Origin of the sequence: Streptomyces tibetensis (genome assembly GCF_040647715.1) — a bacterium.
Taxonomy (GTDB): Bacteria; Actinomycetota; Actinomycetes; order Streptomycetales; family Streptomycetaceae; genus Streptomyces; species Streptomyces tibetensis_A.
Genome location: NZ_JBEZCR010000007.1, coordinates 311281 through 336484, shown reverse-complemented (window position 1 = coordinate 336484; position 25204 = coordinate 311281). Strand labels below are relative to the sequence as shown.

At 73.3% G+C, this 25204-nt stretch carries 20 protein-coding genes and 2 pseudogenes; 9 read left to right on the top strand and 13 right to left on the bottom strand.

Annotated elements, in window-relative coordinates; genetic code table 11:
- Positions 1–36 precede the first annotated feature (36 nt).
- Positions 37–5181 (top strand): PAS domain-containing protein, encoded by a 5145-nt coding sequence (locus tag AB0B29_RS20950; protein ID WP_362241741.1) that lies wholly within the window; start codon positions 37–39, stop codon positions 5179–5181.
- Positions 5182–5273: 92 nt separating this feature from the next.
- Here the strand turns inward: AB0B29_RS20950 and AB0B29_RS20945 are convergent, their stop codons facing one another.
- A complete protein-coding gene (locus AB0B29_RS20945) occupies positions 5274–5852 on the bottom strand; it encodes a TetR family transcriptional regulator (RefSeq protein ID WP_362241738.1) in 579 nt (192 codons plus the stop codon).
- Between the two features lie 130 nt (positions 5853–5982).
- Between AB0B29_RS20945 and AB0B29_RS20940 the strand changes: the two genes are divergently transcribed.
- Positions 5983–7185 (top strand): MFS transporter, encoded by a 1203-nt coding sequence (locus AB0B29_RS20940; protein WP_362241735.1) that lies wholly within the window; start codon positions 5983–5985, stop codon positions 7183–7185.
- A gap of 90 nt (positions 7186–7275) precedes the next feature.
- Here the strand turns inward: AB0B29_RS20940 and AB0B29_RS20935 are convergent, their stop codons facing one another.
- The 7 genes from AB0B29_RS20935 to AB0B29_RS20905 form a co-directional block, all read right to left on the bottom strand.
- Complete coding sequence (locus tag AB0B29_RS20935; protein WP_362241732.1) at positions 7276–8163, bottom strand: hypothetical protein; 888 nt, start codon at positions 8161–8163, stop codon at positions 7276–7278.
- A 101-nt stretch (positions 8164–8264) separates the two neighbouring features.
- Complete coding sequence (locus tag AB0B29_RS20930; RefSeq protein WP_362241729.1) at positions 8265–9953, bottom strand: long-chain fatty acid--CoA ligase; 1689 nt, start codon at positions 9951–9953, stop codon at positions 8265–8267.
- 126 nt (positions 9954–10079) lie between these two features.
- Complete coding sequence (locus AB0B29_RS20925) at positions 10080–10640, bottom strand: SigE family RNA polymerase sigma factor (protein ID WP_362241727.1); 561 nt, start codon at positions 10638–10640, stop codon at positions 10080–10082.
- A 133-nt stretch (positions 10641–10773) separates the two neighbouring features.
- On the bottom strand, positions 10774–11946 hold the full coding sequence (locus AB0B29_RS20920) for a lipid-transfer protein (protein ID WP_362241724.1): 1173 nt from the start codon (positions 11944–11946) through the stop codon (positions 10774–10776).
- Positions 11943–12326: a MaoC family dehydratase gene (locus AB0B29_RS20915; RefSeq protein WP_362241721.1), complete on the bottom strand. Its 384-nt coding sequence runs from the start codon at positions 12324–12326 to the stop codon at positions 11943–11945. Before AB0B29_RS20915 ends, AB0B29_RS20920 begins: the two co-directional genes overlap by 4 nt.
- On the bottom strand, positions 12323–13237 hold the full coding sequence (locus AB0B29_RS20910; RefSeq protein WP_362241718.1) for a bifunctional MaoC family dehydratase N-terminal/OB-fold nucleic acid binding domain-containing protein: 915 nt from the start codon (positions 13235–13237) through the stop codon (positions 12323–12325). The genes AB0B29_RS20915 and AB0B29_RS20910 overlap by 4 nt, the downstream gene beginning before the upstream one ends.
- A gap of 182 nt (positions 13238–13419) precedes the next feature.
- The gene (locus AB0B29_RS20905; protein WP_362241715.1) at positions 13420–13746 is read right to left on the bottom strand and encodes a hypothetical protein; all 327 of its coding nucleotides are present in this window, start codon (positions 13744–13746) and stop codon (positions 13420–13422) included.
- A gap of 369 nt (positions 13747–14115) precedes the next feature.
- On the opposite strand from AB0B29_RS20905, the gene AB0B29_RS20900 reads away from it, so the two are divergent.
- The 4 genes and pseudogenes from AB0B29_RS20900 (at position 14116) to AB0B29_RS20885 (ending at position 16494) form a co-directional block, all read left to right on the top strand.
- Entirely contained in the window at positions 14116–14982 is an 867-nt protein-coding gene (locus AB0B29_RS20900) for a bifunctional DNA primase/polymerase (RefSeq protein WP_362241712.1), read from the top strand.
- A gap of 37 nt (positions 14983–15019) precedes the next feature.
- Entirely contained in the window at positions 15020–15484 is a 465-nt protein-coding gene (locus AB0B29_RS20895; protein WP_362241709.1) for a hypothetical protein, read from the top strand.
- Between the two features lie 9 nt (positions 15485–15493).
- A pseudogene (locus AB0B29_RS20890) lies at positions 15494–15753 on the top strand (hypothetical protein); the annotation flags it as partial.
- A gap of 168 nt (positions 15754–15921) precedes the next feature.
- Positions 15922–16494, top strand: coding sequence for a GNAT family N-acetyltransferase (locus AB0B29_RS20885; RefSeq protein ID WP_362242018.1), 573 nt, complete (start codon positions 15922–15924; stop codon positions 16492–16494).
- A gap of 216 nt (positions 16495–16710) precedes the next feature.
- On the opposite strand, the gene AB0B29_RS20880 is transcribed toward AB0B29_RS20885, so the two are convergent.
- Positions 16711–21120 (bottom strand): nSTAND1 domain-containing NTPase, encoded by a 4410-nt coding sequence (locus AB0B29_RS20880; RefSeq protein WP_362241706.1) that lies wholly within the window; start codon positions 21118–21120, stop codon positions 16711–16713.
- Between the two features lie 432 nt (positions 21121–21552).
- Here AB0B29_RS20880 and AB0B29_RS20875 point away from each other — a divergent pair, with 432 nt between their 5' ends.
- The 3 genes and pseudogenes from AB0B29_RS20875 to AB0B29_RS20865 all read left to right on the top strand — a co-directional run.
- Positions 21553–22020 (top strand): hypothetical protein, encoded by a 468-nt coding sequence (locus AB0B29_RS20875; RefSeq protein WP_362241703.1) that lies wholly within the window; start codon positions 21553–21555, stop codon positions 22018–22020.
- A gap of 88 nt (positions 22021–22108) precedes the next feature.
- Positions 22109–22327 carry a ferredoxin gene (locus AB0B29_RS20870; protein ID WP_362241700.1) on the top strand — a complete coding sequence of 73 codons (219 nt, stop codon included), beginning with the start codon at positions 22109–22111 and terminating at the stop codon, positions 22325–22327.
- 10 nt (positions 22328–22337) lie between these two features.
- Positions 22338–22811, top strand: a pseudogene (locus AB0B29_RS20865) (PIG-L deacetylase family protein); the annotation flags it as partial.
- A 111-nt stretch (positions 22812–22922) separates the two neighbouring features.
- Here AB0B29_RS20865 and AB0B29_RS20860 read toward each other — a convergent pair.
- From AB0B29_RS20860 to AB0B29_RS20845, 4 genes are all read right to left on the bottom strand, one after another.
- Positions 22923–23693, bottom strand: coding sequence for a glycosyltransferase family 2 protein (locus tag AB0B29_RS20860; RefSeq protein ID WP_362241697.1), 771 nt, complete (start codon positions 23691–23693; stop codon positions 22923–22925).
- A gap of 131 nt (positions 23694–23824) precedes the next feature.
- Positions 23825–24088, bottom strand: a complete 264-nt coding sequence (locus AB0B29_RS20855) for a hypothetical protein (RefSeq protein ID WP_362241695.1) — start codon at positions 24086–24088, stop codon at positions 23825–23827.
- Positions 24085–24828, bottom strand: a complete 744-nt coding sequence (locus AB0B29_RS20850; RefSeq protein WP_362242015.1) for a GNAT family N-acetyltransferase — start codon at positions 24826–24828, stop codon at positions 24085–24087. Before AB0B29_RS20850 ends, AB0B29_RS20855 begins: the two co-directional genes overlap by 4 nt.
- 94 nt (positions 24829–24922) lie before the next feature.
- The gene (locus AB0B29_RS20845) at positions 24923–25186 is read right to left on the bottom strand and encodes a hypothetical protein (protein ID WP_362241692.1); all 264 of its coding nucleotides are present in this window, start codon (positions 25184–25186) and stop codon (positions 24923–24925) included.
- Between the last annotated feature and the right edge of the window lie 18 nt (positions 25187–25204).

Genomic DNA, 25204 nt, shown 5'->3' with positions numbered 1-25204 from the left:
GGTCGGCAAGGTGCGGTAACAGGGAGGAAGCGTCTCGTGAGCAGCAGGCCATCCCGAGGCGCTGCTCGCCTCGCAGCCATACTGGACGCGCTCCCCGACGCGTTGGTCCTGGTCAACGCCAACGGCACGGTCGTCAACGCCAACACCATCGCCCTCGAGGCCTTCGAGACCCCGGGCACCGCCCTGGTGGGGCGCGGGCTGCTCGATCTGCTGCCGCAGTTCGACTCCAAGCTCATCCCCGGCTCCATGCGCCGGCCGGAACACCTCGATCCGCACGCCCGGACCAAGCCGACCCGGATGATCGCGCGCCGGACCGACGGGACCGAGTTCCCCGTCGAGGTCACCAGTGCGAATCTCGAGAACGGGCAGCAGGCCTACGACGGTTACGGCTATACCGGCGACGAGCTGCTCATGCTCGTCGTACGCGACCTGTCCGGGACCGTCGACACCGAGGCCGAGCTCGCCCGGTCGCAGCGGCAGACCGAGATGATCCTGCGGGCCGCGGCCGAAGGCGTCGTCGGCACCGACACCGACGGGCGGATCGTCCTCGTCAACCCGGCCGCCGCCCAGATACTGGGGTTCCGGGCCAGCGACCTCGGCGGCCGCGAACTGCACGACCTCGTGCTGCACTCGCGCGCCGACGGCTCGCCCTTCCCCTACGAGGACTCGCCGCTCGCCGACACCCTGCGCTCCGGGCGCAAGCACCGGGTGCGCGGGCAGGTGCTGTACGCCAAGGACGGCGGCAAGGTGCCGGTCGACCTGACGACCGCGCCCGTGCGCGACGGCGACCAGCTCGTCGGCGCCGTGATGACCTTCACCGACCGGCGGCCCTACGACGCCGTCGTCGAGGAGAAGGAAGCGGCGGCGAAGCGTCACGCCGAGGAACTGGAGCGGATCGCCGAGGAGCACGCCTCCGAGCTCACCGCGCTGCGCCAGCAGCACGTCACGGAGCTGGAGGAGCTGACCGAGCGCCACGCCGAGGAACTCGCCGCGGGCGAGGACCGCTACGCGGCCCTCGGGGAGCGTGAGAACGACCGGTTCGAGGCGCTCGCCGCCCGGCACGAGCAGTTGCTGACCCTGCTCGGCCGGTCGCTGCGCGGGCCCCTGGAGGAGCTGCGCCGCGAGCTGGCCGCGCTCGCCGCCGACGACGCCGGGCAGCTGTGGCCCGAGGCCAACCAGGTGCTGCACCACCTGTCGGCCGGCTACGCGCGCATCACGACACTGATCGACAACGTCCTCGGCTACCAGCGGCTCGACGCGGGCAGCGAGAGCGTCGCCCGTACGAAGGTGATGCTGGACGCCGTCGTCGCCGCCGGGGTCGACGGGGCCGTCGAGCTCATCGGGCCCGGGCGGGTGCAGTTCGCCGTGCACGCGCCGCCCATCGAGGCCGAGGTGGACCCCCGGCTGCTCGCGACCGCCCTCGCGCATCTCGTCGCGGACGTGGCGGGTGTCGACGCGACCGGCAACACACCCGTGTCGGCGGGCGGTTACCTGGACAACACCGTGGTGGTGGCGGCGGCGCAGCGCGGCGAGGTCGTACGCATCGAGGTGCGCGGGCCGTACGCCGGTGGCGACACGGTGCACGAGCCCATCGTGCGCGGGATCGTCCGGGCCCACGGCGGTGTGCTGCAGACGCATGACGTGCCCGGGATGAGCGGGAGCGCGTACGTCCTCGAGGTGCCCATCGGGGGCGGGGCCGGAGCTGTCGCCGCCCAGCCGGTGGACGAGTCCGCCGCGCTCGCCCTCGTCGACCCCGCCGCCGTCGACGCCACTGCCGTGGACGCCGCTGCCGACGCCGCTGAGCAGAGCTCCGGTGGGGGGCGGCGCCGGGGGCGGCGCTCCACCACCGATGCCTTCCTCGACGGAGACGTTCCGGGTGGCGACAGCGAGGGTGCCGGTGCTGCCGGCGTCGAGGGGACCGGGGGTCCCGGAGCCGACGGGGCCGTGCCCACCGGGCGGCGCAGGCGGCGGGCCGCCGGGGAGCCGGCCGCTCTTCCGGCGGCGGTGTCCGGCGAGGACGCCGCCGCGGGCGGCCCGTCCGGCGGCACCGGGCGTCGGCGGCGCGCGGCCGAGGAAGCCGGTGTGGAGGGCGTCGGCAGCGCTGTCCAGGGCATCGCCGAGGGCGCCGTGGTGACGGCCGCCGAGCACGCGGCCGGGACCGCCGCCTCGAACACGGGACTGGGCGGAACCGTGCCGCCGCAGGGCGTGCCCGCGCCGTCCGGGCGACGGGCCCGGCGGGAGCCCGGTGAGCAGGCGGCGCTGCCGCCCGCCCTGCCCGCGCCGTCGTCCGGCGGGGAGGCCGCCGGTTCCGCCGATGCGGCTCATGACCAGCAGGACCAGGGCGAGGGGCAGCAGCCGACCGGGCGCCGACGGCGTGCGCTCGCCGCGGCCAACGAGCGGGCGGCCGCCGCGCAGCAGGCGGCCGGGCCGCGTCCGGTGTTCGCGCTGCCGCCGGCCGGGTCCGATCAGACTCCGCCCCCGGCCCAGCAGGATGCTCCGGCCCAGGCCGACCAGGGGCAGCAGGTCACGGGCGGCGGCCTCGCCGGAACGCCGGGTGAGGTACCGGGTGGCGCCCCGGACGTGGCGCCGGGTGGCGTACCCGCCCAGGGGCAGGTGCAGGTGCCGGTGCAGGGGCAGGTGCCCGTTCAGGGGCAGGTGCCGGTCCAGGGGCAGCCTCAGCAGGCTGTGGCGGGTGCGGGCCCCGGGGCGGCCGGTGCCGGTGACGGGTCGGCCGACGAGGGGCGGCACGATGCCGTTCCGCACGACCAGTCCGCCGACCACACTCCGCCGCAGCCGCATCCGACCAGTGCGCCGACCGGCCGTCGGCGCCGTGCCGTCGCGGCACCGCAGCAGCCGGCCGAGGAGGCCGGGGCACCGGCGCCGGGCGCTGCCGACCAGGTGGGTCCCGCACGGGGACGCCCCGCACCGGCGGCTCCCGCGCCCAGGGGTCCTGCGGGTGCCGCGCCTGCGGGCCCCGCGGCGCCAGGGCCCGTGCCTCCGGGTTCCATGCCTGCCGCTTCGGTGCCGGCCGGGCCCGTGCCCGCCGGAGCCGCCCAGGGTGTTCCCGCGCAGCAGGACGCCACCGGCCAGATCCCGCTCGGCCAGGCCGTGTCCGGCCAGGGCGCGCCCGCGCAGGACGGCGCCGCCGCCCCCGTTGCGCCGGGTACGGCTGTGCCGCCGCAGGGCGTGCCGGTCCAGGGGCAGGTGTCGGCTCAGGGGCAGGTGCCTGTTCCCGCGCAGGGCAACGCCGTACACCCGCAGGCACACGTCGTGCCTGCGCAGGGTGACGCCGTTCATCCGCAGGCACACGCCGTGCCGCCGCAGGGCGTGTCCGTGCCCGCTCAGGGTGGGCTCGGGCAGAGTGTGCAGGCGGCCCTGCCGGGGCAGCTCCTGCAGCCCTCCGTCCCGGCCCAGCCCCTGCCGCAGCAGGGTGTCGCCGTGCCGGGCCGGCCCGCCGCCGGCCGGCCGCTCCCCGCGGAGACCGCCGCCGGCCAGGGCGTCCCGCCGCACGGCGCGCCCGCTCAGGCGTCCCCGGCGCAGGGAACTCCGGCCCACGGCGCGTCAGCTCAGGCATCTCCGCCGCAGGGGACTCCGGCCCAGGGCACGCCCGCTCAGGCGTCTGCCCCTCAGGGGGTTCCGGCCCAGGGGGTTCCGGTTCCGGGAGCCCCGGTACCGGGAGCCCCGGCACCGGGCACCGGCGCCCACGGCACCCCGCCGCAGGGTGGCGCCCCGGCCGCTCAGCCCTGGCCCGCCGCCGACGACACGTCGGGGGCCGGGGTGGCGCACCCGGTGTCCGCGAACGGCACGCCGCCCCGGACCGCGCAGCAGCACACCCCCGCGCCGGGCACGCCGCTGCCGCCTCAGGGCGTGCCGCGAGCGGCCCAGCCGTTGCCCGCGGAGGCCGCGGCCCCCGTCGATCCGAACTCCACGCAGGGACGAGCGATCAGCGTGCGGACGCTCGGCCAGGGTGTGCCGTTCACCCGGCAGGCGGCGCAGGTCCAGCAGCCGTCGGCGGCATCCGTCCCGCAGTCCGCCGCGCTGCAGTCCGCGACTCCTCCCCCGCACCAGCCGGGCGGATCGGGCCGGCGCCGCAAGCTCGGCACGCCGCCCGACCCGGCGGCGCGTACGGACCAGGCGGCCCGCCCGGAGCAGGGGCAGCCGCGTCCGGCGGGCCAAGGGCCCCGTCCGGAGCAGGCCGCGCGACCGCATCCGGGGTCCGAACACACGCCGCCGCCGGTCGCCGCGCAGGCCCCGGCCACCGCACCCGTCCCGGCACAGCCGTCCCTCGCCGGTCAGTCGCGCCTCGCGCACCTGACCGAGGGCGGCGGCCGGTCGTACGCCATAGGGGCACCGGACGAGAACGCCGCCGAGGGCCCCGAGCCGCTGGACGGGCCCGGCGGGGCCGTCGAGGTGGCCGATCCACCGCGGCCGCAGCCCATGGACGACGAGCTGCCGCCCGAGCCGCTGGACAACCCGCGGCGGCTGCTGGTGTGGCCCGCGCCGGACGTCAGCACCCAGCAGGCGCTGAGCGACCGCGGCTACCGGCCGGTGATCGTGAACTCGCGCGAGGAGGTCGACGCGCAGATCGCGGCGTTCCCGGCCGCGCTGTTCGTCGACCCGCTGACCGGGCCGATCACGCGTACGGCACTGCAGTCGCTGCGGCAGGCCGCCGTGGCCGCCGAGGTGCCCGTGCTGGTCACGGCCGGGCTCGGGCAGGCCTCGCGGGACGCGGCGTACGGCGCCGACCCGGCCGTGCTGTTGAAGGCGCTGGCGCCGCGCGACACCGAGCAGCACCCGCCGCGGGTCCTGCTGATCGAGGAGCACGCGGAGATCGCGCTGGCGCTGACGGCGACGCTGGAGCGGCGCGGGATGCAGGTCGCGCGGGCCGCGAGCGACGCGGACGCCGTGACGCTGGCGGGGCAGTTCCGGCCGAACCTGGTCGTGATGGATCTGCTGCAGGTGCAGCGGCGGCAGGAGGGCTTCGCCGGGATCGTCGACTGGCTGCGGGCGAACGGGCAGCTCAACCGCACCCCGCTCGTCGTCTACACGGCCGCCGTCGACCAGGCCGACCTGCCGCGGCTGGCCTCCGGGGAGACGGTGCTGTTCCTCGCGGAGCGGTCCACCAGCTCCGACGTGCAGTCCAGGATCGTCGATCTGCTCAGCCGGATCGGCACGAACTGACCGGTCCTGCCGCCCCCGCGGGCCCCCGCAGACGCGGGGCTGACAGGCAGCTCCTTCCCTGCGACCTTGCGATCCGGTCCGAACGACCGGCCCTAGCGTGCCGTCAGCCGGCGCGCCGCCTCCTTCACCGACGCGCGCAGGCGGTCCCGGTCCGTTTCGCCCTCGCCGACCAGGATGCGCCGCATCTGCGGGACGACGGCGGTCCAGTTGGCCAGGGCGGTCAGCAGGAACAGCAGGTCGCCCGCCGGGATGGCTTCGGTGACGACACCGCGGTCCTGGGCGTCCTGGAGGGCGGCGACCTTGCGGGCGTAGTGCTCCTGGCGGGCGGACTCGAGGGGCAGCTCGGCACTGCCGTACTCCAGGCCCTCCCAGAAGAGCAGGCGCAGCAGCTCCGGGTGGGCGGCGTGGTAGTCCATGACGCGGTCGATCCAGCTCTCGATGTCGTCCGGGTCGACCGGGACATCCTCGGCGACGTGGAGCATCTTCTTCTCGAGGACGATCGCGAACAGCTCCGCCTTGTTGCCGAAGTAGGCGTAGATGAGCTGTTTGTTGGCCTTCGCCTCGGCGGCGATGCGGTCGATGCGGGCGCCGGCGATGCCGTGCCGGGCGAACTCGGCGACCGCCGCCTCGAAGATCCGGGCCTTGGTGGCCTCGGGGTCCCTTGCTGCCATGGGGGAGAGGGTAGCGCGCCGGGGTAACCAACTGTTTGGTTGACAGGGAATGACAGGGCGGCGCAGACTGTTCCCTCACCAGCCAACCAACCAGTTAGTTGCTAGAGCCGACTCCAAGGAGTCCCCTCCCATGCCGTCAGCGACCACCACCACCGCCGCCCGGACCACGACCCCGGTGCGGCGGACCCGTGAGCCCGCCCCCGGACTCTTCCTCACCCTGCTCGCCGTGTGCAGCGCGGTCACCGCCGCCAACATCTACCTCGCCGCGCCGCTGCTCCCGCTCATGGCCCGCGACTTCGGCTCGGCGCCTTCGGCCATCGCCTGGATCGCCTCGGTCGCCCAGCTCGGCTACGCGGTCGGCCTGCTGTTCTTCGCCCCGCTCGGCGACAGTGCGAACCGGCGCCGGATGGTCGCCGGGCTCACGCTCGTCACCGCGCTCGCGCTGGGAGCCAGTGCGGCCGCTCCGGGCGCCGGAGCCCTCGCGGTCGCGATGTTCGTCGCCTCGGCGGCCACCGTCATCCCCCAGCTGCTCGTGCCGCTGGTCGCCGAGCGGGCTCCCGCCGAGCGGCGTGCCCTGCATGTCGCGGTGGTCATCTCGGGCCTGTTCGTCGGCATCGTCGGGGCCCGGGTGCTGGGCGGGCTGGCCGGGCAGGCCTTCGGCTGGCGGTGGGTGTTCGCCGGTGCGGCCGTGCTCACCCTCGCCCTGGGGCTCGCGACGGCGGTGGCCCTGCCGTCGCGGCGGCGCCGGGAGGGTCCGCTGTTCGCGGGGCTGGTGGCACTGCCGTCGGTGCTGCGGAGCTCGCCGGAGCTGTGGCGGGCGTGTGTGCGGCAGGCCGGGATGTTCGGTGCGTGGAGCGCGCTGTGGACCTCGTTGACGCTGTTGCTGACCGGGCCGGCGTACGGGCTGTCCGCCGCGACCGCCGGGCTGTTCGGGCTGTTCGGCCTGACCGCGAGCGCGGTGGCGCCGCTGGCGGGCGGGCTCGTGGACCGGTTCGGCGCGGCGCGGGTCGTGCGGTCGGCGTATCTGGTGGCGGCCGTGTCCGTGCCGCTGTTCTGGCTGGGCGGGCAGGTGCTGGGGGCGCTGTTCGCCGCAGCGGTCGCCGTGCACGCGGCACTGGTCGCCTCGCATGTCGCCAACCAGACCCTCGCCCTGACCGCGACCGCCACCCCCGCCACGGCCAACACCGCCTATGTGGTCGCCGGTTTCGCGGGCGGCGCGACCGCTTCGGCCCTCGCGGGCGTGGCGTTCAGCCACTTCGGGTGGGGCGGGGTGTGTGCCGTCGCGGGCGTGTGGCTGGTGCTGGGGTGGGGGCTGACCTCCCTGCGCCGGTGATGGCCGGGCTGTATGGCGGGTTCCGGGTGTGCCGGGCGGGTCCGGGTACGCCAGGCGGGTCCGGGTGTGCCGGGCGGGTCGATTCGGGCGTCAAGACGGCTGAGGAGGCACGTGGCGCGGCACTTCGGTGGAAGCCGAGCTGCGGTCGCCGATCGCGAACGTGGACGAGTCGACCGACCCGATGTGGATGCCGGCCTGGGGCGGCTCCGGCCTGGTGAGGAAGTCCCGCAGGGTGCGGCCCACGGGGGCGATGTGCGGGGCGACGCTGATCAGAAGGGCGACGCCGAGCACCACGGCCGCCAGCTGCCCGACATAGCCGAGTAGGGCGGCCAGAGGCGGGACGGTGAACGTCAGGAACGCCAGCGCGAAGAAGGTGGGGACGTGTTCCCGGTCCTCCTTCCTGCGGGCGGCCGTGCGTTCATGGACCTCGACGTCCCCCTCCTCGTTGTGATCCACGACCTTCCAGCCGGTGATGTCCCGAGCGGCGACGGAGAGCCGCAGCGTCACCGACCGGCCCCGCTCGAGGTGGCCGAAGACGAAAACGGCCTCGCTCGCGTCCTGCTCGAGGTCCGGGCGCCTCGACACCCCCATCTCGCGCTCGGGCTGCGAGGTCGGCACCGCTTCGATGACCTGTGCGCCGCGCGGGAAGCAGAAGCGCAGGCGCTCGTTCTTCACGACCCGGTTGCCGCTGTTCTCGACCCGGAACTCGACCGAACTCAGCCCCTCGATGGGGTAGTCGTTGTAGCTGAGCCGGAGCAGACGCCGAAGCGTGTCGTCCGTGGACACCATGGCGTGGTGGACCTCAGCGTCCCAGGAGAGCCGCTTCGTCGGTTCGCGGCGGAGCTTCATGCGCTCGATGGCGACGGTCCCCAGGATGCCGAGGATCACGCCCACGACGGCCACGACGAGGTTCTGCTGGAACTCGGACAGCACACCTTCGGCCGCCGTCACCACGGCAGGAGCCGCCCCCACCTGCATGACCGCCCCCCGTCCCCGGCCCGGCGGCCGGTGCCTCAATCCAACCAGACGTGACGTGCCGAGGCAGGTGAGTCGTCCGATCGCCGCCGGGCTTCGCCGGATCAGCCCAGGGACGTCACGTCCAGCTCCCCCTGCGCGTACTGCCTGCGGAGCACCTTCTTGTCGAACTTTCCTACGCTCGTCTTCGGGACCGCCTCGATGACCGTCCAGCGCTCCGGAAGCTGCCACTTGGCGATGTGGCCCTCGTCGGCGAGGAAGGCGCGCAGGGTCTCGAAGGTGGCGGTGGAGCCCTCCCTGAGGACGACCGTGGCCAGGGGGCGCTCGCCCCACTTCTCGTCGGGCACGGCGACGACGGCCGCCTCGGCGACGTCGGGGTGGGACATCAGCGCGTTCTCCAGCTCCACCGACGAGATCCACTCGCCGCCGGACTTGATGACGTCCTTGGCCCGGTCGGTGAGCGTGAGGTAGCCGTCGGGGGAGATGGTCCCGACGTCGCCCGTCTTGAGCCAGCCGTCCTCACTGAACTTGTCGGCGGGGCGCAGCGGTTCGCCCTCGGGGCCGTTGTAGTAGGCGCCCGCGATCCAGGGGCCGCGCACCTCCAGCTCACCGGCCGACTCCCCGTCCCAGGGGAGGCGTTCGCCGCCCGGGCCGGACAGACGCGCCTCGACACCGGCCGCGAAGCGGCCCTGGGTGAGGCGGTAGGCGAACTCCTCCTCCGTGCCGACCACGCCGGCCGGCGGACGGGCGATGGTGCCGAGCGGGGACGTCTCCGTCATGCCCCAGGCGTGGCAGACCCGCATGCCCAGCTTGTCGAAGGCCTCCATGAGCGAGGGCGGACAGGCCGAGCCGCCGATGGTGACCTGGCCGAGGGAGGAGACGTCACGGGGGTTCGCCGTCAGCTCGGCGAGCAGGCCCTGCCAGATGGTGGGCACGGCGGCCGCGTGCGTGGGCTTCTCGCTCTCGATCATCGCGGCGAGGGGGGCCGGCTGGAGGAAGCGGTCCGGCATCAGCATGTTGACGCCGGTCATGAACGTGGCGTGCGGCAGGCCCCAGGCGTTCACGTGGAACTGGGGGACCACGACCAGCGAGGTGTCCTGGTCCGTCAGGCCCATCGACTGGGCCATGTTGACCTGCATGGAGTGCAGGTAGACGGAGCGGTGGCTGTAGACCACGCCCTTGGGGTCGCCGGTGGTGCCGGAGGTGTAGCACATGGCGGCGGCCTGGCGTTCGTCCAGCTCGGGCCAGTCGTACGAGGTGGGCTTGCCGGCGATCAGGTCCTCGTACTCGTGAACGTGGATGTGACCGACGCTCGCGTCGGCGAGGAGGGAGCGGTCCCCGGGACCGGTGACGACCACGTGCTCGACCGGCTTCAGGTGCGGCAGCAGCGGGGCGAGCAGGGGGAGCAGGGAGCCGTTGGCGATGATCACGCGGTCGGCGGCGTGGTGGACGATCCAGGCCAGCTGCTCGGCCGGGAGGCGGAGGTTCAGGGTGTGGAGGACCGCGCCCATGGACGGGATGGCGAAGTAGGCCTCGACATGTTCCGCGTTGTTCCAGGCGAGGGTCGCGACACGCTCGTCGCCGGTGACGCCGAGGTCCTCCCGCAGCGCGTGGGCCAGCTGGGCCGCGCGGGCACCGATCTCGGCGAAGGAGCGGCGGTGCGGCTCGTCCTCACCGGTCCAGGTGGTCACCTGTGATGTCCCGTGGATCGTCGACCCGTGGGTCAGGATCCTCGAGATCAGCAGCGGTACGTCCTGCATGGTGCTCAGCACGGCGTCCTCCCGGGGCGACATTGCCTACGCGGTGGTAAAGGTTGCGCTGATTCTGCGCACATACCGCGCGGTATGTCACTAGGACCGGGCGATCGATCACATCACGCCGTGCCGGAGGAACAGCTCACAGCCGGTCGGCGCGGCGCCTCACCGGCGGACGAGCCCCAGCTCAGCGTCCTCGCGGAGCTTGCCGATCGCCCGGGAGACGGCCGACTTCACCGTGCCCACCGAGACGCCGAGCACTTCGGCCGTCTGGACCTCGCTGAGGTCCTCGTAATACCTGAGGACCACCATCGCCCGCTGCCGGTCGGGCAGCCGCATGACCGCCCTCCACATCGCGTCGCGCAGCGCCTGCTGCTCGGCCGGGTCGTCACGGCCGGCCACCGGGTCCGGCTCGGGCAGCTCGTCGCAGGCGAACTCGTCGACCTTGCGCTTGCGCCACTGTGAGGTCCGGGTGTTCAGCAGCGCCCTGCGCACATAGCCGTCGAGGGCGCGGTGGTCCTCGATGCGCTCCCAGGCGACGTACGTCTTGGCGAGCGCGGTCTGCAGCAGGTCCTCCGCGTCGCTCGGGTTGCCGGTGAGCGAGCGGGCGGTACGCAGGAGCACCGGCTGGCGGGCCCTGACGTACGACGAGAACGACGGGTACGGAAGGGTCTGCGCCGCTGGTCCGGCCGCCTTCGAAGCGCTCGTGCAGACGAGTGTGGTCATGGCTCAACGCTATGAGCGGAGGCACGGTGAGCGGATCGGCCGCAGGTCCCGAAGCGGGGTCCCCCTCAGGTTGTACGGGCAGGGCCCGACGCACCTCCTGTAGGTGGAGCGAAGGGCCCGGGGTACTGCGGGTTCACCCCTGGGGGTCGGCGGTCAGGACGAGCCCCGACGTCGGCACACCCGTCCCTGCCGTCACCAGGACCCGCTCCGCTCCGGGGACCGGGTTCGCCGCGGTGCCCCTGATCTGCCGGACGGCCTCCGCGATGCCGTTCATGCCGTGCAGGTACGCCTCCCCGAGCTGCCCGCCGTGCGTGTTGAGGGGCAGGCGCTCCTCGGCCACGAAGTCCGCCGCCTCGCCGGGGCCGCAGAAGCCGAACTCCTCCAGCTGCGTCAGCACGAACGGCGTGAAGTGGTCGTAGAGGATCCCGACGTCGATGTCGGCCGGGGCGAGCCCCGAGGTGCGCCACAGCTGCCGGGCGACGACCGCCGCCTCGGGCAGGCCGGTCAGGTCGTCGCGGTAGTAGCTGGTCATCTGCTCCTGGGCGCGTCCGGCGCCCTGGGCGGCCGCGGCGATCACGGCGGGCGGGTGGGGCAGGTCGCGGGCGCGTTCGGCGGAGGTGACGACGAGGGCCTGCCCGCCGTCCGTCTCCTGGCAGCAGTCCAGCAGCCGCAGTGGTTCGACGATCCAGCGGGAGGCGGCGTGGTCGGCCAGGGTGATGGGCCGGCCGTGGAAGTGGGCCGCCGGGTTGGTCGCCGCGTACTTCCGGCCGGCGACCGCCACGTGCCCGAAGGCCTCCGGGGTCAGCCCGTAGGTGTGGAGGTAGCGCCGTGCCGCCATCGCCACCCACGAGGCCGGGGTCAGCAGGCCGAACGGCAGCGACCAGCCGAGGGCCGCGCCCTCCGCCGAGGGTTCCCGGTGCCGCACACCGGAGCCGAAGCGGCGGCCCGAGCGCTCGTTGAACGCCCGGTAGCAGACGACCACGTCGGCCACGCCCGCGGCGATCGCCAGGGCGGCCTGCTGGACGGTGGCGCAGGCCGCGCCGCCGCCGTAGTGGACCCGGGAGAAGAAGGAGAGCTCCCCGATGCCCGTCGCCTGGGCGACGGTGATCTCGGGGCTGGTGTCCATGGTGAAGGTGACCATCCCGTCGACGTCGGCGGGAGTCAGCCCGGCGTCCGCGAGGGCCGCCCGCACCGCCTCGACGGCGAGGCGCAGTTCGCTGCGGCCCGAGTCCTTCGAGAACTCCGTGGCCCCCACACCGACGACGGCAGCGCACCCGCCGAGTCCGTCCCGCCCGCGCGGGCTCATCCGGCGACCCTCACCGTGACCGTGCCCGTGACGTGGTTGCCCAGGCCGTTCGCGCCGGTGATCCGGACCGTCGCGGTGTCGTCGTCGACCTTCTCGACCGTGCCGGTCAGCACCATCGTGTCGCCGGGGCGGTTGGGCGCGCCGAGCCGGATGGCGACCCGGCGCAGCTGCGCACGCGGGCCGAAGTGGTCCGTGACGTAGCGGCCGACCAGGCCGTTGGTCGTCAGGATGTTCATGAAGATGTCGGGGGAGCCCTTCTGCCGGGCGAGCTCCGGGTCGTGGTGCACGTCCTGGTAGTCGCGGGAGGCGATCGCCCCGGCGACGATCAGGGTGCGGGTGATCGGGATCTCCAGCGGTGGGAGCCGGTCCCCGGCCTTCACGACGTCACCCCCTGGAAGACGGGCAGCACCAGCTCGTCGTCGTACCGCCGGAACTCCAGCCGCACCGGCATGCCGATCCGCACCTCGTCGTACGGCACCCCGACCACGTTGCTGACGATCCGCACGCCCTCGGCGAGCTCGATCAGGCCGACCGCGTAGGGGGGATCGAAGGCCGGGAAGGGCGGGTGGTGCATCACGACGTACGAGTAGACCGTGCCCTCGCCGCTCGCCCCGACGGTGTCCCACTCCGGGGAGCCGCACGTGTTGCAGCCGGGCAGCCAGGGGAAACGCAGGGTGTCGCAGGCCGTACAGCGCTGGATGAGGAGCTCGTGGCGGGCCACGCCTTCCCAGAAGCCGGCGTTGTCGCGGTTGACGACGGGGCGGGGGCGGCGTTCCGCCGGTACTGAAGGCCGGTGAGCGGGGGCGTACTTGAGGATGCGGAAGCGGTGGATTCCGGCCGGTTCGCCGCCCGCGCGGACCTCCGTGCGGGTCGTGACGAAGTAACCCGCCCCCAGTTTCGTCGTCTTGCGGCCGGACACCGACTCGATCACCGAGTCGAAGGTGATCTCGTCGCCCGGGCGCAACGGGCGCAGGTACTCCTGTTCGCAGTCGGTGGCGACGACCGCGTCGTGGCCCGACGCGTCGAGCAGGGCGAGGAGTTCGTCGTAGGCCGCCGTGCGTTCCGGGCGGCGGGTGAGGCCGGCCATGGTCCAGGCCTGGAGCATGGTGGGCGGAGCGATGGCGTCCGGGCCCGTGTACGCGGGGCTGGTGTCGCCCATGGCCTCGCACCAGTGCCTGATCATCGGCAGGTTGACGGGGTCGTGACCGACCCCGGTGGCGGCGGCCGGCAGGCCCTCGTAGGCCTTCAGGCGCGCCTCGAACTCCTCGTGGACCTCCGGCTCACCACTCACGGTTTCTGACTGTCCGTCAGATCGGCTCACCAGTCAAGGCCTGTTGCGTCCCGCCAGGACCTGCCGGGACGCGAGAAACGTCTGAGCGGCAGTACCGGAGTACCGCCGCTCAGACGTTTGTGACCCCACGAAGCACACCCCCACAGCACCCGGGCCGGTGCCGGCGCACCGGCCCGCTCAGCTCACCACCACAGCGGGGAGAAGCTGACGGCGGTGTTGCCGTTGCCCTGGTTGACGGCCGTGGGCTCGGTGCCGTTGACCTGGGCGGTGTTGCTCTGGTTCGAGGTGCCGTCGCCGAGAGCCTGTTGCTGGGTGGTGGCCGCGTTGCCGAAGTTGTCGCCGCCGACGCCGCTGCCGAGGTTGCCCTGCTCGGTCTCCGTGACGGACGCGATGGATCCGTTGTCCGCGAAGGCGCCGTTGTCCGCCGCCGCGGCACCGGTGAAGAGGACGGCCGCGAGCGGAAGGGCGGAGACGGCTGCGATGACGCGGGCGGTACGGATGCTTGCCATGTTTCTTGTCCCTCCAGGACTGATCGAACCGAGGACGCACCGGCTTCGTGACCGCTCGGTGCGTGAACCACTGCTGTCCCGGGGAAGTTGGCCGACCGCCCCGGTGCGGTGCTCGACGTCGCGATTCCAGGGTTGCCCACCGAATCCCCGGCGAACCACCCCGGAAGCCGCCTTTCGCACGCAAGCGTGAGGACAAGTCGATAAACCCCTATCTGTCACTTCCGTACCGGACGGGAGCGAAAGGGGCGCTCGAACCCGGATACCGCAAGGGACGCAGCGTTCCAGCGCTTCTCCCTGCCGCCGCCCGCCCCCGGCGCGTCGCACCCGTTCCCTCTTTCCTTTTTCGAACGTACGTACGAAACTAGAGTCATGGCCACCACCGACCGGCAGGCCACGACGCTGGCCCTCGCACACGCCCTGTCAGCCGCCGAACGCGGACTGGCCGTCATCCCCCTGTCCCGCACCAAGCTCCCGGCACTGCCCTCCCCGCACCGCGACGACCCCGCCCCCTCCCCCTGTCACGGCGGGTGTGGCCGGCCCGGGCACGGGGTCTACGACGCCTCCAGCGCCCCCGACCGCATCCGCGAGCTGTTCGCCGCCGCGCCCTGGGCGACCGGCTACGGCATCGCCTGCGGGCTGCCCCCGCACCATCTGATCGGCCTCGACCTGGACGTGAAGACCGGAACGGACTCCTCGGCCGCCCTGCGCGAGCTGGCACTGCGGCACCTGTTCACGATCCCGCCGACCGTGGTCGTCGTGACCCCGTCCGGCGGGCGGCATCTGTGGCTGAGCGGCCCGCCCGAGATGGTCGTCCCCAACTCCGCGGGCCGGCTCGCCCCCGGCATCGACATCCGGGGCGCGGGCGGCTACCTGGTCGGCCCCGGCTCCCGCACGGCCCAGGGTGTCTACGCCGCCGCCCCGGGCACCGCGCACCTGGCCCCCGCCCCCTGCCCGCGCTCCCTGCTGCGGCTGCTGATCCCGCCGCCCCGCGCCCACCACCCCGCCCCCGCGGCGACCGGCGGGCACGGCCAGGGCCTGGTCCAGTTCGTGCTGGCCGCCCACGAGGGCCAGCGCAACACCCGCCTGTTCTGGGCGGCCTGCCGGGCCTACGAGGACGGCATCGGCCCGGCGCTGGTGGACCCCCTGGTCACCGCGGCCCTGAACACCGGCCTGTCCGAACGGGAGGCCAGGGCGACGATCGCCTCGGCGGCACGGATGACGGGGCGCCGGCCGTGAGCACGGCCGCGCCCATGACCACCACCGAAAGACCTCGATGCAACACCACGCAAAGACGCCGGCCCTGACGCTCGCCCGCCTCGTCCTGGCCTCCGGCCGCCCGGTGGACCTCGCCGAGCTGCGGTTCTCGTCGACGTACGGCGATCTGCTGGACGGCTACCCCTGCAAGCCGCTGAACGACCTGCGGATCCGGAGCCTCCTGCACGCCGCCGAACGGTCCCACCCGGGCAGGCCGGTGCACCTCGTCCCGCCGCGGCGCGAGTACCCCGACCAGTACGCGGGCGGCCTCGGACCGGTCGAGGTGCTGCCCGCGGTGGCCTGCCTCGGCACGTTCCACTCCACGGCCCTGGACCCGGCCCACGACCCGGTCGCCTACCGCTCGCGCCTGACCGTCGTCTGGTTCCAGCCCACGCCCCGTCTCCCCTCGGACTGCGACACCGAACCGGCGCTGCGGGACCTCGACTGGACGGTACTGGCCCGCGACGCCCCGGCGCCGCCGTAGGGTCGTCCGATGATCGCCTCCCGCGTCGAACTTCCGCGCTGGCAGTTCGAGTTCACCTGGTCCCTGTTTCGAGTACCACCTGGAGCGGCTGGAGCCCGGCGACTTCCTCTGGGAGCCTGCGTAGCTCTGCTGGACGATGCGCCGGGGCCCCGTTCCCCTGGGCGAACGATCCCGAGCACACCGTCGAGCACATGCTGGCCTGGGTGAACGCGGAGCTGATGAAGAACGTCGGTGAGATCGGCCAGCTGCAGTTGCTGCGGGCGGCCTCCGCTTGGAACGCGGGGCCGGGCCCGGGTGCTCCACGAGGGCCTGTTCCCCACCGGACCCGGGTGCTCCACGAGGGCCTGTTCCCCACCCCGGGCCCATGTGCTCCACCAAGACGTGTTCCCGGCCCGGCCCGAGGGGTGTGCTCGGCCGGTGCGTGGCATCGTGGGGGCGTGAGCATCGACGTGCGCCCGGCCACGGACTTCGAGGACGTCCGTGCCGTGCTCGGGCCGAAGTCGCCCGGGGCGAACGTCTGCTGGTGCCTGAGTTACCGCATCCCCTCCAAACTCAACAAGGAACTGCGCGGCCCGGCCCGCGGTGAGTACGTCGCCGGGCTGTGCCGTGCGGAGCCGCCCCCGGGTGTGCTCGCCCACGACGGTGACGAGCCGGTCGGCTGGGCCGCCGTCGCCCCGCGTGCGGACACCTCGTTCGCCCGCAACCGCAAGATCCCGCACGTCGACGACCTGCCGGTGTGGTCGCTCTGGTGCGTCCGGGTGCGCCCCGGCCACCGCGGGCAGGGCATCTCGCACGCCCTCATCGCCGGCGCGGTCGCGTTCGCCCGGGACCGGGGCGCACCGGTGGTCGAGGCGTATCCGCTGGACAACGGCGACGCCAAGGTCGACCTGACGATGGCGTACGCGGGTCTGCGGAAGAACTTCGAACGGGCCGGCTTCGTCCACGCGGCCGACACGACCTCGGTCCTGGCCGGTCATCCCCGGATCCTGATGCGCCTCGACCTGCGCTGAGAAGACGCGCCTCAACCTGAGACCTGCAAACACGCGCCTCGGCATGCTCAAAAAAGGCTCGACCGCTGGCGACGGGGGATGCACCAGCGGTCGAGCTATGGCCAAGGGTAACAAGCGCTTGCCCACCGCGCGCCGACCGGCCGCCGGGAAAGCCCGGTTGTGACTCGTCTCACTCAACTGCCGTGGCAACCCGGCCTGTTGCCCGAAACGGTCGCGTCAGCCGTCGCACGGCGGGTCGTAGGAGAGCCGGGGCAGGTACTCCCGCCAGGTGTCCTGCGTCAGCACGCCCCGGGTCATCGAGCAGATGCGGCGGACGGCCGTGTCGACGTCGAGATTCCACAGCCGGATGGTGTCCGCCCCGCTCGACACCCCCAGCGTGTGGCTGTTCGGGCTGAACGCGAGGAACGTGCCGGTCGTGGAGTTGGGGCTCATCGACTGGCCGATCGCGGTGGCGTGCGAGGGGTCGGCCACGTTCCACAGCCGGACGGTGCTGTCGCTTCCGCCGCTGGCCAGGGTGCGGCCGTCGCGGCTGAACGTCAGCGACACGACCGCCTCCGTGTGGCCCGTGAGCAGCGCCTCCTCGGAGGCCTCGGCGGGGTCCGTGATGTCCCAGAGCCGGACGGAGTTGTCGTCGCCGGCGCTGGCCAGCGTGTGGCCGTCGCGGCTGTAGGCGAGCGTGTTGACGGCTCCGAGGTGGCCCCGGAGCGGTGTGCCGATCAGGGTCGCCCGGCCGGGATCGGTCACGTTCCACAGCCGGATCGTGCCGTCCGCGCTGCCGCTGGCGAGCGTCCGGCCGTCGGGGCTGAACACCAGGTGGTTGACGTAGCCCTTGTGACCGGTGAGGGGGCTGCCGAGCGGCCGCGGCCGGGCCGGGTCGCCGATGTTCCACAGCTGGACGGTGCGGTCGTCGTAGGCGGTGGCCAGGACCTTCCCGTCGGGGCTGAACGCCAGGGGGTCGGCGTACCGGATGCGCAGGGGGGCGGGAGAGCCGTGGCGGACGGGGTGTTCGGGGTCGCCGAGGTTCCACAGCTCCACCACACTCTCGCCCGTCACGACCGCGAGGGTGCGGCCGTCCGGGGAGAACTCCAGGGAGCGCACGTCGCCCCGGCCCGGGTGAAACGGTTCGCCCAAGCGCACGGGCCTGCCGGGCCTGCGCACGTCCCACAGCCGGATCCGCCCGTCCCGCGCAGCCGTCGCGAGCAGCCGCCCGTCCGGCCGGAACACCCCTGTCCGGCCGGTCATGTCCGACGTCGGCAGCGACCACAGACGGACCTTGTTGTCGCCCGCCCCGGTCGCGAGGGTGCGCCCGTCGGGGCTGAAGCCGAGCGCGTACATCTCCCCGCTGCTACCCGCGAGGGGCGCGCCGACCTGCGAGGGGTACTGCGGATCGCTGACCTTCCACAGGCTCGCGGTGCTGTCCGCACTGGCCGCGGCGAGCATGTTCCCGTCGGGGCTGAAGGCCACGGACCAGACCGGCCCGGTGTGACCGGTCAGCGGCGCGCCGATCGGCGCCGGGCGACCCGGACCGGCCATGTTCCACAGACGTACGGTGCCGTCCGCGCTGCCGCTGGCGAGCGTACGGCCGTCGGGGCTGAAGGCCACCGAGTGCACGGTGGTGGTGTGGCCGGTCAGCGGCGTCCCGGCCGGTTCGGGGCGCGCGGGGTCGGACACGTCCCACAGCCGGATCGTCCCGTCGTCGCCCCCTGCGGCGAGCGTCCGGCCGTCCGGGGCTAACGCCACCGAGCGCACGGCGGCCCTGTGCCCGGTCAGGGGCTTGCCCAGGGCCCGCGGCCGGCGCCGGTCGGCCATGTTCCACAGCCGCACGGTGTGGTCGTCGCCCGCGGAGGCCAGGGTGCGCCCGTCCGGGCTGAAGGCGATCAGGTAGATCGTGCCGTCATGGCCGGTCAGGGGGCGGCCGAGCGGCCTCGGGTGCGCTGGATCGGTCACGTCCCACAGCCGAATGGTGCCGTCGTCGGAGGCGCTGGCGAGCGTCCGGCCGTCCGGGCTGAAGACCGCGCTGCTCACCCAGCTCGTGTGCCCGGTCAGGGGCTTGCCCAGGGGCTTGGGGCGCTTGGGGTCGGCGACGTCCCACAGCCGTACGGTCCGGTCGTAGCTGGCGGTGGCCAGGACCTTTCCGTCCGGACTGAAGGTCGTGAGGTAGACGGCGCCCGTGTGGCCGGTGAGGGGCGTGGAGAGCGGGGCGTTGACGATGGAGATCAGGCGGCTGTTCGCGCCTTTGTCGTCCGGCCGCAGTCCGTGTGCCACCAGGTCGAGCTGCGCGGACAGCGACGGGTCGGTGTCCTGGACGCGGTCGGACTGGGCGAGCACCTGCTCGAAGACGGCCTCGTCCCGCTGCTTCCACGCGACCACGGCCGACCCGACGGCCAGCATCGCCAGGACGACCAGCGTCGCGACCGCCCCCCGGCTGATCCAGATGATCCTCCTGCGCAGCCGGACCGAGGCGGCCAGGAACTCCATCGCGCTGCGGGTCAGGAACGTGTCCCCGGCGGATCTCGCCCAGCCGTGGGCCTGTTCCAGACGGGAGCCCCGGTAGAGCAGCGAGGTGTCGCGGTTCGACTCCTCCCAGGCCCGGCCGTCCTCCTCCAGGCGCTGGCGCAGCAGATTGCCCTGCCGGTCCTCGTCGATCCAGTCGCGCAGCCGCGGCCAGGCGTGCAGCAGCGCCTCGTGGGTGATCTCCACGGTCTCCGCGTCGAGCGTCACCAGCCGGGCGCGGACCAGCGCTTCGAGGGACTCCTCCGTCTTGCCGGGGTCGGCCGACTCCTTCGCCAACTGACGCCGGGTTCCGCGGCGGCGGGTGGCCTGGGTGTCCTCGCCCAGCCGTACCAGGCGCAGCAGCAACAGCCGGGCGGCGGTGCGCGCGGCCGGGTCGAGGCCGGTCCAGGCCCGTTCGGCGGTCGCCGCGACCGCTCCCTGGATGCCGCCGGCCGCGCGGTAACCGGCCAGGGTGAGGCGGCCCGCCTTCCGGCGCTGCCAGGTGGCGAGCAGGGCGTGCGAGAGGAGCGGCAGCACACCGGCGTCGTGCGCCCCGCCCGGGCCGTCGGCGCTGACCTCCCGGACGATCAGCTCCGCCAGCCCCGGTTCCAGCTCCAAGCCGACGGCCTTGGCCGGTCCGTTCACCGCCTCACGCAGCTCCGCGGTGGTCAGCGGCCCGAGCACCATGTGCCGGTGCTGGAGCGCGTCGGCGAGCTCCGGGTACCGCAGGCAGCGGTCGTAGAAGTCGGCGCGTATGCCCAGCACCACGACCGCCGGGGCGGGTTCACCGGGGCCGCCGGGCGAGCAGGCGGCGTGCAGGACCTCGATGAAGGTGCGCCGGTCTGCCTCGTCGGGGCAGAGGGTGAACGTCTCCTCGAACTGGTCCACGATGACGACCGGACGGACCCCGGAAGCCGCTTGCCGCCGGGCCCAGGCACCGACGGCGGCACGGACGGCGTCGGGGGAGGGCGCGGTGCCGGGGGAGGTTGCGGTGTCAGAGGCCGTTGGGGTGCCGGGGGAGGTTGGGGTGCCGGGGGAGGTTGGGGTGTCGGCGGAGGTTCCGGGGGCCGGGCCGGGGTTCGCTGCGGGGGTGACGTCAGGTCCCGCTGCCGACCGTGCGGGGACCGGCCCCGGGTTCCTTGCGGGGGTGACGTCAGGTCCCCCTGCGGGGGCCACGCCGGCCACCGTCGCGGGGACCGCACCCGCCCCCTCCTCGGAGGCCGCACCGGACCTCTCCTCGGAGGCCGCACCGGACCCCGCACCGGATCCCGCCGCCGGGGCCGCACCGGACCCCGCCGCGGAGGCCGCACCCGGCCCCTCCCCGGCGGCCGCGTCCCGTCCCTCCGTCCGTGGCCGAGCAGAGGCTTCTCTCCGTGGGATCGAGACCGGGATGACGGAGGCCAGCTCGGGTATGCACCGGGTCAGCTCCGCCAGCGGATCGCCTCCGGGTACGAGTTGCACGACCTCCCGCGGCCGGCCGCTCCCGTCACCGCCACCACCGTCACCGCCGTCACCGTCACCGCCCAGCGCGCCGTCCCGCAGGGCGGGCACCAGGCCGGCGTTCAGCAGGGAGGACTTCCCCGCGCCCGACGCGCCGACGAGCATGACCAGCCCGCCGGTGCGCGCGACGGCCCCGAGCTGCTTGACGAGCGCGTCCGTGCTCCGCTCCCGGCCGAAGAACCACCGGGCGTCCTCCCGGCGGTAGGAGGCCAGCCCCCGGTAGGGGCACACCCCGCCCGGGGCTGACGGGGACTCGTCGGTGGGCCGCTCCTCGGCCGCGTCGGGCGCCGGGCGCTCACCGACCGGGTCGGCCACCGCGCGTTCCCACAGCCGCTGCCACTGGCCGAGGTCGTACAGACCGGGGGAGACCGGCGTGGGCCGCGAGCGCCGCGCCTCGGGGATCAGCACGTGCAGCACCGCCGCGAGGGCGGGGAACTGGGCCGGGACGTTCCGGGCCCGCCGCCAGTCGCTGATGCGCTGCGCGGACACCCGCACGGGCCGCCCGCGTTCGTCGACCCGCTGGAGCCGGACGACCGCCTCGGACACCCGCTTCAGAGGAGGGTTGCCGGCTTCCCTGTACAGCAGTGCGAGGCGTTCCGCGAAGGCGGTGCGTGCCCCCGAGTCGGAACCCAAGGTCTCAGCTCCTTACTTCCCACGCCTGGACGTCCGGACCGGAAAACTCACTCTATATGGCTGACCTGCGGCGATACCGTCCGCTGAGCGACGGAACCTCCTCCTCCATGGCCGGAAATGGCAGGATCCGGACGCAGCGGCGCACCCATCCGGCCAGCTTCCGTCCGAAGCGGACGATGAGGCTCCACCGTTCGGTACCGGTCCCCACGAGGGGAGGGACCGGTACCGGACGATGTGGTGATCCTCCCCAGTACCCCCGGCCCCGCAACCCCGGTACCCGTCGGACCGCGCCCTCGGACGACCCTGGAAAACTGACGGCACGTCAGCTATGGTCGCCCTCCCGCGCCGCTCCCGGAGCGATGGACGAGCACGGACGAGCGAGGCGCAAGCAGCGGCCGGGCGACGCATCAGCGACGTACAGGGGTGAGCGCAGTGGAGTCACGTCCCGAGAGCCCACGACCGCAGGGTGCTCCGCGCTGGGTCGCGATGTTCTACCGGCCGGCCGAGGGATCCTGGCGGACGGCCGCCCAGTCGCCCCACCGCGCGCCCGTACTGTACGCCCTCGGCGAGATGACCCAGACCCTGCGCGCCCGGGGCGACGACGTGGCCGTCGCCCTGTGGGGGCCGAAGGACGGCGCGTGGCACCGGTTCGACACCCCGCTGAAGCAGCCCGCTGCCCCGCGGCCGGAAGCCGAGCCCTCCCCCGGCGAACCGGCCAAGCTGGCGGAACGGATGACCGGCCGCCGCCATCAGATCCTCCTGGCAGGCCTGACCAAGGCGGGCCTCTACGACCTCTCCCCCGAGGACGACACGACCGTGCAGACGTTGGTGGAACACCTCGATGAGGCCGCCGTACGCCGGGTGGCCCACTGGCTGGCGACCGCCGGGAGCGCGCGCTAGCCGGGCCGGTTCAGCCGGTGCCCCGCTGGGCAGTCAACTCCGGACGGCCACCGGGACCCCGACGCCGTCAGGAGGGGGACAAGGAACCATGAAGGTCTTCGTGGACCGCGAGCTCTGCTACGGCTCCGCCGAGTGCGCCCACCGGGCCCCGGCCGTCTTCGAGTTCGTCGACGGCTTCGGGGTCGTCCGACCGGGCCGCGAGGAGACGGGCGAGGACCCCGAGGTCCTGGAGGCGGCGGAGAAGTGTCCGAGCCAGGCGATCGGCATCACCGGTCCGGCGCCGCGTTCGGCTCCGCACGGGGCGTAGCGGGAGCGGCATGCCGGTACCGAACCTGCTCGCGGTCTTCGCCCACCCCGATGACGAGTCCCTGACGGCGGGCGGCGTCCTCGCCCGTCACGCGGCCGCGGGCGCGCGCACGGCGGTCGTCACGGCGACCTGGTCGCCGGACACCCCGCGCGCCGGGGAACTGGCCGAGGCACTGCGCATCCTGGGCGCGGAGCCGCCACGCATGCTGGGGTACGCCGACGCCCGCGTGCCGCACTCGGCCCCGGGCAGGCCGCGCTGGTGCGACGTACCGCTGGACGCGGCGGTGGGGGAACTGGTCGCGCACCTGCGCGACTTCCGCCCGGAGGTCGTCGTCACCCACGACGCCTACGGCAACCTGACCGGCCACGAGGACCATGTGCACACCCACCGCGTGACCACCCTCGCGTTCCACGCCGCCGGCCTGGAACGCCTCTACCCGGACGCCGGGGCACCCTGGCAGCCCAGCGGCACGGAGTTCTACACCCGCCACGACCCGGCGCCAACGACCCCCGCGCAGACCGAGCTGCTCCCATAGCGCGCGGGCTACATCCACCACGACCCGCACCGACGCTCCCCGGCCCAGACCGACCTGCTCTCAAGGCGCGGCCGGCGCGCCCCACCGGAGCCGGGACAACGCCCTGGCCCTGGCCTCGACGACAGCCATCCGCACCTCGCGTTCGGCCCGGTCGGTGTGGGCCGCCTGCCCGGTCACCTGCCCGTCCCACTTCCGGTACAGCAGGCCCACCTCCCGCGAGAACCACCCCCGGCTCACCGCGTTCAGCGCCAGTAACAGCCCGGTGTCCTCCGAGGCGGGCAGCGCCATCCAGCCGCCGAGGGCGAGCAGCAACTCCCGGCGCACGCACAGCGAAGCGGGGTGCACCTGCGCGAGGAAGCCGTTGCTCTTCCAGTGCGCGAGCACGGCCCCACGCTCGATCGGCCCCTGGTCGGGATCGCCCGGAAAGCCGACGGTCGACCCGTCGGGCATGAGGTCGAGCACCCGCGAGGTGGCCCACCCGAGGTCCGGGTCCCCTTCCAGCACGGCGAGATCCCGCGCGAGCGCGCCCGGCGTCAGCCGGTCGTCGGCGTCGAGGACCTTCACGTACGCCCCGTCCCCGTGTGCCAGCGCCATGGTCCTGGCGACGCCGGGCCCCCCGGCCCGCCCCTGCCGGAACGTCACCCGGGCGTCCACGGGCACATACGGTCTGACGCTGTCGCTCTCCCCGTCCTCCTGCACGACCCAGTGCCACTCCCAGCCCTCGGGAAGCCGCTGCGCGCACAACGACGCGTAGGCCTCCGGAAGAAACCGGGCGTGAGGGCCGTGCACTGCGGTGACGACGACGATGCGCCGACTCACGGCGGCGTTCACCCACCCTTCTCCGACCGGCACACCCTGGTGATCGTAGTGCTCACCGCGGACCCGGCTCGCCGCCCAGTTCGAGAACGAGGTGTCGGCAGGAACAGACGCAAGGGTCATCCGCTCCGTCGGCGACACTGTCCTCACCAACGCTTGATGATCTCTGCGGGAGATGGAGGGGCGGGCCACACCGGGATACGGATCTTCTCCATGGTTTCGCGGCTCTTGCCGGAGTCGATGTCGGCCCGAACCGCCCGGCCCAGGTTGCTGCGGGACACGCGGACCCGGTTCCAGCCCGGCGGAACCTCGAACGTAGCCGCGTCGGGGGCGTAGTCCGTGCAGCCCAGAACCATGAGACGACCCGACGGCACCTCGATGCCGGTCCCCGGAGCGCTGAAGCAGCTCATCGCACCGACCTGTCCTCAGGCCCCGGAGCCAGGCTGATACGCATGCGAACGTAGGTCGAGTCAGCTGGGCCGGGCCGGTGGTGTCCGTCCGGACTCCATCCATGGCGGGAGTAGAAGGCTTGGGCGCGGCTGTTGCGGTCCCAAGCTTCCAGGATGCCCGTGGTCAGTGACGCCTCTCGGAGAAAGTGCACGAATGCGGCGTGCAGGCAGCCGCCGACACCTCGTCCCCAGAGGTGGGGGAGAACGTGAATCTGGTAGAGCTGCCCCACAGAGTCGGCGTCGACATCCGCGTCGTAGGGAGGGCCCATGGCTATGAGGCCCACCATTTCGCCCTCTCGTTCGGCGCACAACACAGTCCTGTCGTCGGACTGGACGGCACGCATCCAGCTCTCCCGCCGACGTGAGCGCGCCTCGGGCGACGTGAGCTCCCTCTCCGCCACGCCACCTGCCTGGTAATACGCCGTGCGGGCCAGCGTGTGCAGGTCAGTGATCCTTTCCACGTCATCGAGGTTCGCGTTTCGCAAGGAGGTCCGAGAAGTCGTCACGATCACGTGACGCAGCCACTGAGATCCACGGTTCCTTGCCTCGCCAGACACTCCGACGACCAGCAAGTCTGCGTTGCCCGTCGGGGCCTTCAGGGCCCACGTGTGCGGAAGGGGCGCCTCGGACGAGAGGCACCCCTTCTGACCTGCAACATCTATGACCTGCGCGGAGGTGGTGGGTGGGAACCACGGTGACATCGCTGCCACGACGGTCCTCTGGACCAGTCCCTCAGGCCGCTCGGACCGACCGACCTGTCAATCCTGGTCCAGAACCACAGCGTCGTCATCCACGTCAGTTGTTCAGGACGTTCGGACTGTTCAGAGTGCTCGGGTTGTTCAGAGTGCCGGGGTTGTTCAGAGTGCTCGGGTTGTTCAGGACGTTCGGGTTGTTCAGAGTGCTCGGGTTGTTCAGGACGTTCGGGTTGTTCAGGACGCTAGTAGTGTTGTCCAATTTGATGGGAATCAGAGCGGCGATGTTGTCGTCGGCGATTGCCGGGGCCCCGAGGGCGGCAACAAGAACCCCTGACGCGATCAGCACACTGACACTACGACGCATTTCTGTCTCCTTGACGCG

Bases quoted from the DNA above. Each gene is read 5' to 3' on its own strand.
- AB0B29_RS20945 (WP_362241738.1), bottom strand. From the start codon at position 5,852: ATGGCAGCAAGGGACCCCGAGGCCACCAAGGCCCGGATCTTCGAGGCG.
- AB0B29_RS20940 (WP_362241735.1), top strand. From the start codon at position 5,983: ATGCCGTCAGCGACCACCACCACCGCCGCCCGGACCACGACCCCGGTG.
- AB0B29_RS20935 (WP_362241732.1), bottom strand. From the start codon at position 8,163: ATGCAGGTGGGGGCGGCTCCTGCCGTGGTGACGGCGGCCGAAGGTGTG.
- AB0B29_RS20930 (WP_362241729.1), bottom strand. From the start codon at position 9,953: ATGTCGCCCCGGGAGGACGCCGTGCTGAGCACCATGCAGGACGTACCG.
- AB0B29_RS20925 (WP_362241727.1), bottom strand. From the start codon at position 10,640: ATGACCACACTCGTCTGCACGAGCGCTTCGAAGGCGGCCGGACCAGCG.
- AB0B29_RS20920 (WP_362241724.1), bottom strand. From the start codon at position 11,946: ATGAGCCCGCGCGGGCGGGACGGACTCGGCGGGTGCGCTGCCGTCGTC.
- AB0B29_RS20905 (WP_362241715.1), bottom strand. From the start codon at position 13,746: ATGGCAAGCATCCGTACCGCCCGCGTCATCGCAGCCGTCTCCGCCCTT.
- AB0B29_RS20900 (WP_362241712.1), top strand. From the start codon at position 14,116: ATGGCCACCACCGACCGGCAGGCCACGACGCTGGCCCTCGCACACGCC.
- AB0B29_RS20895 (WP_362241709.1), top strand. From the start codon at position 15,020: ATGCAACACCACGCAAAGACGCCGGCCCTGACGCTCGCCCGCCTCGTC.
- AB0B29_RS20870 (WP_362241700.1), top strand. From the start codon at position 22,109: ATGAAGGTCTTCGTGGACCGCGAGCTCTGCTACGGCTCCGCCGAGTGC.
- AB0B29_RS20855 (WP_362241695.1), bottom strand. From the start codon at position 24,088: ATGAGCTGCTTCAGCGCTCCGGGGACCGGCATCGAGGTGCCGTCGGGT.
- AB0B29_RS20850 (WP_362242015.1), bottom strand. From the start codon at position 24,828: ATGTCACCGTGGTTCCCACCCACCACCTCCGCGCAGGTCATAGATGTT.
- AB0B29_RS20845 (WP_362241692.1), bottom strand. From the start codon at position 25,186: ATGCGTCGTAGTGTCAGTGTGCTGATCGCGTCAGGGGTTCTTGTTGCC.